The following is a 13,251-nucleotide window of genomic DNA, read 5'->3' on the forward strand; positions in this document are numbered from 1 at the left end:
CAACTCTCCCTGTGTCACACGTCGTTGTGGACCGGCCCCGGACGGTGGGTGGACCGTCCGGGGCCGTTGCAGGTTAGCGGATGCGACGCTCCGTCAGGCCTTGGGCTCAGCCTCGGACTTGGCGTCCTCGCGGACCTTGGGCTTGGCGTCCACGCCGGCCTCGCGGCGCTGCGCCGGAGTGATCGGGGTCGGGGCGCCGGTCAGCGGGTCGCCACCGGTGGACGTCTTCGGGAAGGCGATGACGTCCCGGATGGTGTCGTACCCGCCGAGCAGCGTGACGATCCGGTCGAGGCCGAAGGCGACACCACCGTGCGGCGGCGGGCCGTAGTTGAAGGCGTCCAGCAGGAAGCCGAACTGCGAGGCCGCCTCCTCCTCGGAGAGGCCGATCGCGTCGAACGCCCGCTTCTGCACGTCGCGCTGGTGGATACGGATCGAACCGCCGCCCAGCTCCGAGCCGTTGAGGACCAGGTCGTACGCATTGGACAGCGCCGAGCCCGGGTCGGTGTCGAAGGTGTCCAGCGACTCCTTGGTCGGGGCGGTGAACGGGTGGTGCACCGCGTGCCAGCCCTGGAAGGCGCCCTTGTCGTCCTCGATCGGCTCGAACATCGGGAAGTCGACGACCCAGAGGAAGGCCCACTTCGACTCGTCGATCAGCTCGCAGCGGCGGCCGATCTCCAGGCGGGCGGCGCCGAGCAGCTCCTGGGAGGCGCGCTCCTTGCCGGCCGCGAAGAAGACCGCGTCGCCGTTCTTGGCGCCCGCGGCGGCGGCCAGGCCGGCCAGGTGCTCCTCGGAGAGGTTCTTGGCGACGGGGCCGCGCAGCTCACCGGTCTCGGCGTCGATCAGCACGTAGGCCAGGCCCTTGGCGCCGCGCGCCTTGGCCCAGTCCTGCCAGGCGTCCAGCTGCTTGCGCGGCTGCGAGGCGCCGCCGGGCATGACCACGGCGCCGACGTACGGGGCCTGGAAGACGCGGAACTCGGTGCCCTTGAAGTACTCGGTGAGGTCGGTGAGTTCCTGGCCGAAGCGGACGTCCGGCTTGTCGGAGCCGAAGCGGCCCATGGCGTCCGCGTAGGTCATCCGCGGCAGCGGGTTCGGGACCTCGTAGCCGTGCACCTCGCGCCAGATCGCACCGATGATCTTCTCGCCGAGGGCCAGGATGTCCTCCTGGTCGACGAACGAGGCCTCGATGTCCAGCTGCGTGAACTCCGGCTGCCGGTCGGCACGGAAGTCCTCGTCGCGGAAGCAGCGGGCGATCTGGTAGTAGCGCTCCATGCCGGCCACCATCAGCAGCTGCTTGAACAGCTGGGGCGACTGCGGCAGCGCGTACCAGTGGCCGGGCTGCAGGCGGACCGGGACGAGGAAGTCGCGGGCGCCCTCGGGGGTGGAGCGGGTGAGGTACGGCGTCTCGATGTCGAGGTAGTCGTTCTCCTCCATCACCCGGCGGATGATGTTGTTGACCTTGGAGCGCAGGCGCAGGCCCTTGGCCGGGCCCTCACGGCGCAGGTCCAGGTAGCGGTAGCGCAGCCGGACCTCCTCGTTGACCGTGCCCGGCTCGTACTCGGCGACCGGGAAGGGCAGCGGGGCGGCCTCGGAGAGCACCTCGATCTCGCTGACGACGACCTCGACGGCACCGGTCGGGATGTCGGGGTTCTCGTTGCCCTCGGGGCGGACGCGGACGTCGCCGACGACCTTGACGCAGTACTCGGCGCGCAGGCCGTGGACCGAGTCGAGGTCGCGGACCACGATCTGCACGGTGCCGGAGGCGTCGCGCAGGTCGATGAAGGCCACGCCGCCGTGGTCGCGGCGGCGGGCGACCCAGCCGGCCAGGGTGACGGTGGTGCCTGCGTGCTCCGGGCGGAGCGTGCCCGCGTCGTGCGTGCGGATCACAGCTGCTTCTCCTTCAGGGTGGTGACGAGTGCGTCGAGGGCGACGGGGGTCTGCTCGCCGGTGGTCAGGTCCTTGAGCTGGACGACGCCCTCGGCGAGGTCCCGGTCCCCGGCGATCAGGGCGAAGCGGGCGCCGGACCGGTCGGCGGACTTCATGGCGTTCTTGATGCTCTTGACGCCGAAGGCGAGGTCGGTGGCCACGCCGGCCCGGCGCAGCTCGATCACCTTGGCGAACAGGACGTTCTTGGCCTCCTCGCCGAGCGCGACCGCGTACACCGCGGTGGCGGCGGGCAGGTCGAGGGTGACGGCCTCGGCCTCCAGCGCCAGGTAGGTGCGGTCCACGCCGAGGGCCCAGCCGACGGACGGCAGCGCCGGGCCGCCGATCATCTCGGAGAGGCCGTCGTAGCGGCCGCCGCCGCCGATCGCGGACTGGGCGCCGAGGCCGTTGTGCACGAACTCGAAGGTGGTGCGGGTGTAGTAGTCCAGGCCGCGGACCAGCTTCGGGTCGTCGACGAAGGCGACGCCGGCCGCGGTGAGCAGCTCGCGGACCTTCTCGTCGTACGCCTTGCAGTCCTCGCACAGGTAGTCGCGCAGCATCGGGGCGCCGGTGAGCTGGGCCTGCACGGACTCGCGCTTGTCGTCCAGCACGCGCAGCGGGTTGATCTCGGCGCGGCGGCGGGTGTCCTCGTCCAGGTCCAGGCCGGAGAGGAACTCGATCAGCGCGGCGCGGTAGACCGGGCGGCACTGCTTGTCGCCGAGGCTGTTGAGCAGCAGCGAGTAGTCGCGCAGGCCCAGCGAGCGGAAGGCGTCGTCGGCCAGGATGATCAGCTCGGCGTCCAGCGCCGGGTCCTCGGCGCCGATCGCCTCGGCGCCGACCTGGGAGAACTGGCGGTAGCGGCCCTTCTGCGCGCGCTCGTAGCGGTAGTACGAGCCGGAGTACCAGAGCTTGACCGGCAGGTTGCCCTGCTTGTGCAGGTTGGCCTGGAGCGCGGCGCGCAGCACCGAGGCGGTGCCCTCGGGGCGCAGCGCGAGCTCGTCACCGCCCTTGGTGGTGAGGTTGTACATCTCCTTGGTGACGATGTCGGTGGACTCTCCGACGCCGCGGGAGAAGAGCTTCACGTCCTCGAAGACCGGGGTCTCGACGTAGCCGTAGCCGGCCCGGCGGGCGGGCGCTGCGATGCGCTCGCGGATCGCCAGGAAGGTCGCGGAGCTGGGGGGCAGCAGGTCGTAGGTGCCCTTGGGGGCGGTGAAGGTGCTCAACTTCTCTTCCGTCACATTCCTCGTCGCGGGAAAGCCGGGGCGCCTGCCGCCCCTGCTGCCTGTCGGAGGTAGGGGTTGGTGGCGCGCTCGCGGCCGATGGTGGTCTGACCGCCGTGGCCGGAGAGGACCACGGTGGAATCGTCGAGGGGCAGGCACACCCGGGCCAGCGACGTCATGATCGCCTCGCTGTCCCCGCCCGGGAGGTCGGTACGCCCGATGGAGCCGGCGAACAGCAGGTCGCCCGAGAACAGCACCGGGGGGAGGTCCTCGGCACCGGGCGTCCGGAAGGTCACCGACCCCCCGGTATGGCCCGGGGCGTGGTCCACCGTGAGCTGCAGGCCGGCGAGCTCCAGCACGCTGCCGTCGGTGAGCTCGCGCACGTCGTCGGGCTCGCCGACGGTGAGCTCGCCCATCAGCTGGGTGCCCAGGGAGCGGCCGAGCGCCTTCTCCGGGTCGGACATCATGTACCGGTCCTCGGGGTGGATCCAGGCCGGGACGCCGCGGGCGCCGCAGACCGGGACCACCGAGGCCACGTGGTCGATGTGGCCGTGCGTGAGCAGCACGGCGACCGGCTTGAGCCGGTACTCGCGGACCAGTTCCTCGACGCCGCGGGCCGCCTGGTGGCCCGGATCGACGATGACGCACTCCTCGCCCGCCGCCGGAGCGACCAGGTAGCAGTTGGTGCCCCAGGCTCCAGCGGGGAATCCGGCGATGAACACGCGCGTCCTTCGGGTGTGCGGCGGTCGGTTTGCGAGAACCACCTGTAGTGATGCTGCCTATTGGTTACTCAGGGGCAGCCTACCGGCGGTCCGGCTCCGGTTGCGAACCAGATGGGGGTGGCGGGAGGGGTCGCGTGTCAGGTTCACCTCGCCCTTACGGGCCCGGTCCCTACACTTGGCCGCCGGGGGATGCGATGATCCGCTCCGGAATCCATCCACTTTTTCCGCACATGCGTAGGAGACACGGCCGGTGGTCAGCAGCGAACAGCGGCGGCGGCAGCTCGCCCGCGAGAAGTACGAGCGCCAGATGGAGCGGCGGATCGAGGTCGCGGCCGCGCGCAGGCGCCGCAACACGGTCCTGGGCGCCTCGTTGGCCGTCGTGGTCCTGGCCGGCGGCGGGACCCTGATCGCCACCGGCGCGTTCAGCTCGGACGACAAGGACAAGACCTCGGCCGCGAGCAGCGCGCAGGCCGCGCCGACCCAGACCGGCGAGCCGACCACCCCGACCCGCAAGCCGGTCGAGGGCTGCACGGACCCGGCGCCGGGCGCGCCCAACGGCAAGAAGTGGCAGGCCGAGCCGGCCATGTCGATCGACCCGGGCGCGTCGTACACCATGGCGCTGGACACCAACTGCGGCAAGGTGACGATCGCGCTCGACGCGGCCAAGGCCCCGCACACGGTGAACTCCTTCTCCTTCCTGGCCGGCGAGAAGTACTTCGACCACACCAAGTGCCACCGCCTCACCACGGACGGCATCTTCGTGCTCCAGTGCGGCGACCCGACCGCCAGCGCGACCGTCCCGGGCGGCACCGGCGACCCGGGCTACAAGTTCGCGGACGAGAACCTGGCCGGCGCGACGTACCCGGCGGGCACCGTGGCGATGGCCAACTCCGGCCCGGGCACCAACGGCAGCCAGTTCTTCCTGGTCTACAAGGACACCAAGCTGCCGCCGAACTACACCCCCTTCGGCAAGATCAGCGGCGGCCTGGACGTGGTGCAGAAGATCGCCGCCGCCGGCACCCTGGAGGGCTCCCCGGACGGCCACCCGATGGCCGACGTCACCTTCAACTCCGTTACGGTGTCGAAGGGTTGATCAGTCCCGGGGCCGGTGGAACCCTTGTCGAGCCGGCGCACCGCCGCCGTCCTCGCCCGGCCCCGGCCCGAAATCGCCCGGCCCGGATGCGGACAGCACCGGGCCTGGTCGCCTATGTTGGCGTTGTATAGGGTGCCCGGACCCGCCTAGCCGTCACCCTCGGCAGGAAGGCACGGCGGACGGGGACGGCGGACTCATCGGTCCGCCGCACATCAACTGTGGACGACGGACGCGCGCCGCCCCGGCGCGGGCGCGACGTCATGTGGAGGACGCGCTATGAGCAGCGACCCGTGGGGCCGTGTGGACGAGCAGGGCACGGTCTACGTCAGGACGGCCGACGGCGAACGCGTCGTGGGTTCCTGGCAGGCCGGCTCGCCCGAGGAGGCCCTCGCCTACTTCGAGCGCAAGTACCAGGGCATCGAGGTGGAGATCGGCCTGCTGGAGAAGCGGGTGCGCACCACCGACCTGGCCGCCAAGGACGCCCAGACCGCGCTGGAGCACCTGCGCGCGCAGGTGGTCGAGGGGCACGCGGTCGGCGACCTGGACGCCCTGGCCAAGCGACTGGACACGCTCGCCGGCGAGATCGAGACCCGGCGGGAGGAGCGCAAGGCCGCCCGCGCCAAGGCGCAGGACGAGGCCCGCGCGGCCAAGGAGGCGCTGGTCTCCGAGGCCGAGCAGCTCGCCGAGTCCACCCAGTGGCGGGAGGCCGGGGACCGGCTGCGCGCCCTGGTGGACACCTGGAAGGGCCTGCCGCGCCTGGACCGCAAGAGCGACGACGAGCTGTGGCACCGCTTCTCGCACGCCCGCTCGGTCTTCTCCAAGCACCGCAAGGCGCACTTCGCCACCCTGGACGCCGAGCGCGACAAGGCCCGGCAGACCAAGGAGTCGCTGGTCGCCGAGGCCGAGGCGCTGTCCTCGTCCACGGACTGGGGCAGCACCGCGGCCGCCTACCGCGACCTGATGGCGCGCTGGAAGGCCGCCGGCCGGGCCCAGCGGGACATCGAGGACGAGCTGTGGGCGCGGTTCCGCGGCGCGCAGGACGTCTTCTTCCAGGCCCGCTCCGCGGTGTTCAGCGAGCGGGACGCCGAGCAGGTGGAGAACCAGAAGCTCAAGGAGGCGCTGGCCGTCGAGGCCGAGGCGATCCTGCCGATCACCGACCTGAAGGCCGCCAAGGCCGCGCTGCGCGAGGTCAACGAGCGCTGGGAGGCGATCGGGCACGTGCCGCGCGAGGTCCGTCCGAAGCTGGACGGCCGGCTGAACGCGGTCGAGCGGGCGATCCGCGAGGCCGAGGACGCCGAGTGGAAGCGCTCCAACCCGGAGGCCAAGGCCCGCGCGGCCGGCATGGTCGGGCTCTTCCAGGCCAAGGCGGACAAGATCCAGGCCGACCTGGACAAGGCCCGCGCGGCCGGCAACGCCGGCAGGATCGCCAAGCTGGAGTCCGAGCTGGCCGGCGTGCAGACCCTGCTGGAGCAGGCGCACAAGAGCCAGGAGGAGTTCAGCGGCTGATCCGACGGCCGTCGAACGCCGAGAGGGGCCCCGGGAAGATCCCGGGGCCCCTCTCGTGCGTCCGCTACTTGCGGGCGGAGGTGACGCGGTAGACGTCGTACACGCCCTCGACGCCGCGCACCGCCTTGAGCACGTGGCCGAGGTGCTTCGGGTCGCCCATCTCGAACGTGAAGCGGCTCATCGCCACCCGGTCCCGGGAGGTCTGCACCGCCGCCGACAGGATGTTGACGTGCTGGTCGGAGAGCACCCGGGTGACGTCGGAGAGCAGGCGGGAGCGGTCCAGCGCCTCGACCTGGATGGCCACCAGGAAGACCGAGGACTGGGTGGCCGCCCACTCGACGTCGATCATGCGCTCCGGCTGCTGGCTCAGCGACTCCACGTTGACGCAGTCGGCGCGGTGCACCGAGACGCCGTTGCCGCGGGTGATGAAGCCGACGATCGGGTCGCCCGGCACCGGGGTGCAGCAGCGGGAGAGCTTGACCCAGACGTCCTCGACGCCCTTGACGATCACGCCCGGGTCGCCCTTGGCCCGGCGGCGCACCGCGCGGCGGGTGTCGTGCGTCGGGGTGGCGGTCTCCGCCAGGTCCTCGGTCGCGCCCTCCTCGCCGCCGAGCGCCTGGACCAGCTTCTGGACGATGTTCTGCGCGGCGACGTGCCCCTCGCCGATCGCGGCGTAGAGCGAGGAGATGTCGGGGTAGCGCATCTCGTGGGCCAGCGTGACCAGCGAGTCGCCGGTCAGGATCCGCTGGATCGGCAGGCCCTGCTTGCGCATCGCCCGGACGATCGCCTCCTTGCCGTGCTCGATCGCCTCCTCGCGGCGCTCCTTGGAGAACCAGGCGCGGATCTTGTTGCGGGCGCGCGGCGACTTGACGAAGCCCAGCCAGTCCCGGGAGGGGCCGGCGTTCTCCGCCTTGGAGGTGAACACCTCGACGGTGTCGCCGTTCTCCAGCGTCGACTCCAGCGGCACCAGCCGCCCGTTCACCCGGGCGCCTATCGTCCGGTAGCCGACCTCGGTGTGCACCGCGAAGGCGAAGTCGACCGGGGTCGCGCCGGCCGGCAGGGCTATCACGTCGCCCTTGGGGGTGAAGACGAAGACCTCGTTGCTGGCCAGGTCGAAGCGCAGCGACTCCAGGAACTCACCCGGGTCGGCGGTCTCCTTCTGCCAGTCCAGCAGCTGCCGCAGCCAGGCCATCTCGTTGACGGCGCCGGCCTTGTCGTCCTTGCGGGTCTGGGTCGGGGTGTCGGTGCGGACCTTGGAGGCCCCGGCGACCGCGCGCTGCTTGTACTTCCAGTGCGCGGCGATGCCGTACTCGGCCCGCCGGTGCATGTCGAAGGTGCGGATCTGGAGTTCGACGGGCTTGCCGCCGGGACCGATCACCGTCGTGTGCAGCGACTGGTACATGTTGAACTTGGGCATCGCGATGTAGTCCTTGAACCGCCCCGGCACCGGGTTCCACCGCGCGTGGATGGTGCCCAGTGCCGCGTAGCAGTCGCGGACGGTGTCGACCAGGACCCGGATGCCCACCAGGTCGTAGATCTCGGCGAAGTCCCGGCCGCGGACGATCATCTTCTGGTAGACCGAGTAGTAGTGCTTCGGCCGGCCGGTGACGGAGGCGGTGATCCGGGCGCCGCGCAGGTCCGCCTGGACCTGGTCGATCACGGTCGCCAGGTACTCGTCCCGCTTGGGGGCGCGCTCGGCGACCAGCCGGACGATCTCGTCGTACATCTTGGGGTAGAGGATCGCGAAGGCGAGGTCCTCCAGCTCCCACTTGATGGTGTTCATGCCCAGCCGGTGCGCCAGCGGGGCGTAGATCTCCAGGGTCTCGCGGGCCTTCTTCTCCTGCTTCTCCCGCTTGAGGTAGCGCATCGTGCGCATGTTGTGCAGGCGGTCCGCGAGCTTGATCACCAGGACGCGCGGGTCCTTGGCCATCGCGACGACCATCTTGCGGACGGTCTCGGCCTGCGCGGCCTCGCCGAACTTGACCCGGTCCAGCTTGGTGACGCCGTCCACCAGCAGGGCCACCGAGTCGCCGAAGTCCTTGCGCAGGGTCTCCAGGCCGTAGTCGGTGTCCTCGACGGTGTCGTGCAGCAGCCCGGCCATCAGGGTCGGGGCGTCCATGCCGAGCTCGGCCAGGATCGTCGCCACGGCCAGCGGGTGGGTGATGTACGGGTCGCCGCTCTTGCGCTTCTGCCCGCGGTGCCACTTCTCGGCGACCGCGTACGCCTTCTCGATGTCGCGCAGCAGTGCCGGGTCGGCCTTGGGGTCGTTCGCCCGGATCGAGCGGAACAGCGGCTCCAGGACGGGGTTGAGCACGCTGGAGCGCTGGCCGCCGAGGCGGGCCAGGCGGGCGCGCATGCCGCCGGTGGAGCCGCGGCCCGAGGGGGCGAGCGATCGCGAGGAGGTCGGCGCCGGGCGTGCCGGGGTGGCCCCCGAGGGCGTGGGACGGTTTTCGGGGGTGGCCGCTGCGGCCGTGGGCACAACCTCGTCGGGCAAGGACAACTCCTCGGGGCACCGGGCCGACCCCTGCCGGGGCCCGAACGGACGGACACAACCGGGAGGGGATGAATCTTCATGGTACCGAGCCGGGCGCCCCGGTGTTCATCCGGCCGGGCCAGGAAACGGAAGGGCGGCAGTCGGATGTTCCGACTGCCGCCCTTCGCGGGGGTGCCTCAGACCGTGACCAGCGTCTCCAGCGGAGCGCCGGCCAGGTGCCCGGCCAGCCGCGCGCGGCCGTCCAGGAAGCCCAGCTCCATCAGCACCACGACGCCCACCAGCTCGGCGCCGGCCTCCTTGACCAGGTCCAGCGAGGCGCCGATGGTCCCGCCGGTGGCCAGCACGTCGTCCACCACCAGCACCCGCTCACCCGGCGCGAAGGCGTCGCACTGCACCTCCAGCGTCGCCGAGCCGTACTCCAGCTCGTACGAGCGCCGGAACACCTCGCCGGGCAGCTTGCCCTGCTTGCGGATCGGCACGAAGCCGAGCCCGGCCGCGAAGGCCGCCGGGGCGGCCAGCACGAAGCCGCGGGCCTCCAGGCCCACCACCTTGGTCGCCCCGAGCTCCTTCGCCCGGTCCGCCAGCGCCCTGGTGAGGGCGCCGAAGGCCTCGGCGTCGGCGAGCAGCGGCGCGATGTCCTTGAACAGCACACCCGGCTTCGGGTAGTCCGGGACGTCCCGGATCCGGCTGTTCAGCAGCTCGGCCAGTGCGGTGTCGGCGGTGGTCACGGTGGTGTCCTCGGGGTCGTGGTTCGGGTCAGCGCTTGGTGGACGGACGGCCCTTGGCACGGGTGCCGGCCGAGCGGCCACGCTGACCGACCATACCCGCAGGCTGGCCCTCGTCCGCGAGCTCGTCCCCGGGGACCGCGTCCTCGGTCCGGCCGGCCGCGGCCCGGTGCTGCAGGACGCGCTTGCGCAGCGCCTTCATCTCCGGCTGCTCCTCCTTGAGCTGCGCCAGCAGCGGGGTGGCGACGCAGATAGAGGAGTAGGCACCGGCGGCGAGACCGATGAACAGCGCGAGCGAGATGTCGTTCAGCGTGCCGGCGCCCAGGATGCCGCCACCGATGAACAGCAGCGCGGCGACCGGCAGCAGCGCCACCACGGTGGTGTTGAGCGAGCGCACCAGGGTCTGGTTGAGGCCCGCGTTGGCCGCCTCGCTGTAGGTGAGCTTGTTCTGCTTGGTGATCCCCTTGGTGTTCTCCTTCACGGTGTCGAAGACGACGACCGTGTCGTAGAGCGAGTACCCGAGGATCGTCAGGAAGCCGATCACCGTACCGGGGGTGACCTCGAAGCCCACCAGGGCGTAGACGCCGATGGTGATCAGGAGGTCGTGGATGAGGGCGACCAGGGCGGCCACCGCCATCCGCCACTCGAAGGCGATCGCCAGGTAGACCGTCACCAGGATCATGAAGATGATCAGACCCGTCATGGCCTTGTTGGAGATCTGCTTGCCCCAGCTGGGGCCGATCACCTGGGCCTCGACGGTGTCCAGCGGAACGCCGATCTTCTCGGCGAGCTGCGAGCGCACCTCGTCGGAGCTCTTCGGCTCCTCGGTGCTGACCTGGATGCGGATCTTGCCGTTGTCGGTGGACTGCACCAGCGGGTGCGAGGAGACGACCTGGTCGGCCTTGTCCTGCGCCTGCGAGACGGTCAGGCCGGGCTTGGACACGGTGTAGACCGAGCCGCCCTTGAACTCGATGCCCAGGTGCAGGCCCATGGCCAGACCGATCGCCGCGACCAGCACGATCACGCCGGAGATGGAGTACCAGAGCTTGCGGCGCCCGACGAAGTCGAAGCTGACCTCGCCCTGGTAGAGCCGGTGGCCCAGGTTGGAGAAGCGCGACACGGTGTCAGGCCTCCTTCACGGCGGCAGAGGAGGGGCTACGGCGACGGCTGCTGCGCAGCGGCGGGCGGGCGCCCAGCCGCTTCGGGTCCAGACCGGACCACGGGTGGCCGTCGAGGAAGAACTTGCGGCGGGCCAGCAGCGTGATCAGCGGCTTGGTGAACAGGAAGATCACCACGACGTCGAGCGCGGTGGTCAGGCCGAGGGTGAACGCGAAGCCCTGGACCTTGCCGACCGAGACCACGTAGAGCACGGCGGCACAGAGGAAGGACACGAAGTCCGAGACCAGGATCGTGCGCCGGGCGCGCGGCCAGGCCCGCTGGACCGCCGGGCGCAGTGGGGCGCCCTCGCGGACCTCGTCGCGGATGCGCTCGAAGTACACGATGAAGGAGTCGGCGGTGATGCCGATCGCGACGATCGCACCGCAGACCGCGGGCAGGTTCAGCGCGAAGCCGATCCCGCCGCCGAGCAGGCTCATGATCGAGTAGGTCAGGGCCGCCGAGACGAGCAGACCGGCGATCGAGACCAGGCCGAGGCCGCGGTAGTAGACCAGCGAGTAGGCGACCACCAGCAGCATGCCGATCGCACCGGCGACCAGGCCGGCCTTGAGCTGGTCGCTGCCGAGCGCCGGGGAGACGGTGGTGATGTCGCTCTTGGCGAACTCCAGCGGCAGGGCGCCGTAGCCCAGCACGTTGGACAGGTCCTGCGCCTCGGTCTGGGTGAAGCGACCGGTGATGACCGCGCTGCCGCCCGAGATCGGGCCGTTGACCTGCGGGTGCGAGACGACCTGGTTGTCCAGCACGATCGCGAACTGGTTGGTCGGCGGGGCCTGGGTGGCCAGCTGGCCGGTGATCTTGGCGAAGGCGTCGGTGCCGGTGCCGTTGAACTGCAGCTGGACCTGCCATCCGGCACCGGTCTGGGTGTCGAGCGAGGGCTGGGCCTTGGAGACGTCCGAGCCCTTCACGGCCACGGGGCCGAGCGCCAGCTTCTCGTAGTAGCCGTTCTCGGCCTTCTGGGAGCAGGCGACGACGGCCTTGTCCTCGGGGCCGGTCTGGGCGCTGCGGACCTCGGGCTTGGAGCAGTCGAGGGCGGCGAACGCGGCGGACAGCTCCGGCGGAACGGTGCCCTGGGTCATCGCGGCGCTCAGGTCGGCGGCGCTCGGCGGGGTCGCGGCGGCGCTGGGAGCGGCGCTGCCGGTGGCGGCGGCGGACGGGGCCGCGCTCGCGCCGGTGGCGGCGGGCGACGGGGTGGTGCCCTCGGCGGCCAGCGCCTCACCGACGGTGCGGCCCTGCTTGGTGGCGCTCGCGCCCGCGGACGGCGTGCCGGTCGCGGCGGGCGCGGTGGCCGACGGGGTCGCGGCCGGGGTTCCGGTGGCGGGGGCGGACGGGGTGCCGGTGGGGGCCGGAGCGGTGACGCCGCTGGGGGCCACGGCCAGGACCGGGCGGAAGAACAGCTTGGCGGTGGTACCGACCTGGTCCGCCGCGTTCTGCCGGTCGCCGCCCTTGGGGATGTTCACGATGATCGTGTTGTCGCCCTGGGTCTGGACCTCCGCCTCGGAGACACCCATACCGTTGACACGGCGCTCGATGATCCCGGTGGCGATGTCCATGTTGGACTTGTTGATCGCCTTGGGGTCGGTCGACTTCGCGGTCAGCGTGATGCTGGTGCCGCCTGCGAGGTCGATCCCGAGCCGGGGCTTCGTGTTGCCCGTCCCGAACATGAGGGCGACCAGTCCGACGGTGACGACCAGGATGAGGGCCAGCGCCCGCCCTGGGTAGCCGTCGCGCGGGCGCGACTTGGGTGTTGCCACCTTGCTCGTTTCTCCCTGTCCATGCCACCTCCCCGACCGGACCCCCGTCCGGCTCGTGGCTGGACAGGGGTCCGGGTGGTTCTGCGGCCCTGAGGTCCTGTGGGCTCGCGGCACTGCGCCGCGCGACCGGGCGGGTTGCCCGGCCGTACTACTTGCTCGCGGGAGCCCCGCCCTCGACGTCGCTCTTCTCGTCGCCGTCCTTGGTGAGCGACAGCGGCTTGTCCTCGACCGGCTCGGCGTCGGCGTCCTCGGCCTCCGGCTCGGCGAGCTCGTCGTCGGCGGGGCGGCCGTTGATGATCGCGTCGTACTCCTGGGGGTCCAGGACGGCCGCGATCGCGCTCTTGGTGAAGTGGGTGAACACGCCGGGCGCGATCTCCAGCTCGACGGTCTCCTCGTTGACCGCCTTCACCTGGGCGTACAGACCGCCGATGGTGCGAACACCCGCCCCGGGCTCCAGAGCGGTCTGCATCTGCTGCTGCTGCTGCTGGCGCTTCTTCTGCGACCGGAACATGAGCACGATCGCGATGATCGGGAGGAGAAGGATGATGAGGTTCACTGCAGCCAGGGTCCTTTACGGGCCGCCGGCCGGCGGCCTGTGTGGTAATGGATCGGCCCGTCGGGTGAGAGGGGCGGTCCGGCGGAGT

At 71.2% G+C, this 13,251-nt stretch carries 10 protein-coding genes; 2 read left to right on the plus strand and 8 right to left on the minus strand.

The window, feature by feature from the left end; translation table 11 throughout:
• Window positions 1–93: 93 nt before the first annotated feature.
• From aspS to ACZ7KX_RS26875, 3 genes are read right to left on the minus strand one after another with little or no spacing between them, the layout of a single operon-like run.
• Window positions 94–1,884 carry an aspartate--tRNA ligase gene (gene aspS / locus ACZ7KX_RS26865; protein ID WP_396550434.1) on the minus strand — a complete coding sequence of 597 codons (1,791 nt, stop codon included), beginning with the start codon at window positions 1,882–1,884 and terminating at the stop codon, window positions 94–96.
• Window positions 1,881–3,143 carry a histidine--tRNA ligase gene (hisS, locus tag ACZ7KX_RS26870; protein ID WP_470328713.1) on the minus strand — a complete coding sequence of 421 codons (1,263 nt, stop codon included), beginning with the start codon at window positions 3,141–3,143 and terminating at the stop codon, window positions 1,881–1,883. Before hisS ends, aspS begins: the two co-directional genes overlap by 4 nt.
• 11 nt (window positions 3,144–3,154) lie before the next feature.
• Window positions 3,155–3,862: an MBL fold metallo-hydrolase gene (locus ACZ7KX_RS26875; protein ID WP_470328714.1), complete on the minus strand. Its 708-nt coding sequence runs from the start codon at window positions 3,860–3,862 to the stop codon at window positions 3,155–3,157.
• 250 nt (window positions 3,863–4,112) lie between these two features.
• Here ACZ7KX_RS26875 and ACZ7KX_RS26880 point away from each other — a divergent pair, with 250 nt between their 5' ends.
• Window positions 4,113–4,955 (plus strand): peptidylprolyl isomerase, encoded by an 843-nt coding sequence (locus ACZ7KX_RS26880; protein ID WP_470328715.1) that lies wholly within the window; start codon window positions 4,113–4,115, stop codon window positions 4,953–4,955.
• A 276-nt stretch (window positions 4,956–5,231) separates the two neighbouring features.
• Complete coding sequence (locus ACZ7KX_RS26885; RefSeq protein WP_470328716.1) at window positions 5,232–6,461, plus strand: DUF349 domain-containing protein; 1,230 nt, start codon at window positions 5,232–5,234, stop codon at window positions 6,459–6,461.
• A 64-nt stretch (window positions 6,462–6,525) separates the two neighbouring features.
• On the opposite strand, the gene ACZ7KX_RS26890 is transcribed toward ACZ7KX_RS26885, so the two are convergent.
• The 5 genes from ACZ7KX_RS26890 to yajC form a co-directional block, all read right to left on the minus strand.
• Window positions 6,526–8,940 carry a RelA/SpoT family protein gene (locus tag ACZ7KX_RS26890; protein WP_396550483.1) on the minus strand — a complete coding sequence of 805 codons (2,415 nt, stop codon included), beginning with the start codon at window positions 8,938–8,940 and terminating at the stop codon, window positions 6,526–6,528.
• A gap of 191 nt (window positions 8,941–9,131) precedes the next feature.
• Window positions 9,132–9,683 (minus strand): adenine phosphoribosyltransferase, encoded by a 552-nt coding sequence (locus tag ACZ7KX_RS26895; protein ID WP_470328717.1) that lies wholly within the window; start codon window positions 9,681–9,683, stop codon window positions 9,132–9,134.
• Between the two features lie 28 nt (window positions 9,684–9,711).
• Window positions 9,712–10,800, minus strand: coding sequence for a protein translocase subunit SecF (gene secF, locus ACZ7KX_RS26900; protein ID WP_470328718.1), 1,089 nt, complete (start codon window positions 10,798–10,800; stop codon window positions 9,712–9,714).
• 4 nt (window positions 10,801–10,804) lie between these two features.
• Window positions 10,805–12,607, minus strand: a complete 1,803-nt coding sequence (gene secD, locus ACZ7KX_RS26905) for a protein translocase subunit SecD (RefSeq protein ID WP_470328719.1) — start codon at window positions 12,605–12,607, stop codon at window positions 10,805–10,807.
• Between the two features lie 148 nt (window positions 12,608–12,755).
• Complete coding sequence (gene yajC, locus ACZ7KX_RS26910; protein WP_350521267.1) at window positions 12,756–13,163, minus strand: preprotein translocase subunit YajC; 408 nt, start codon at window positions 13,161–13,163, stop codon at window positions 12,756–12,758.
• Window positions 13,164–13,251: the final 88 nt, after the last annotated feature.

The sequence above is a fragment of the Kitasatospora sp. NPDC038210 genome, from assembly GCF_055600605.1.

Excerpts from the sequence above, each read along its gene's own strand:
- ACZ7KX_RS26885 (WP_470328716.1), top strand. The coding sequence starts at position 5,232 with ATGAGCAGCGACCCGTGGGGCCGTGTGGACGAGCAGGGCACGGTCTAC.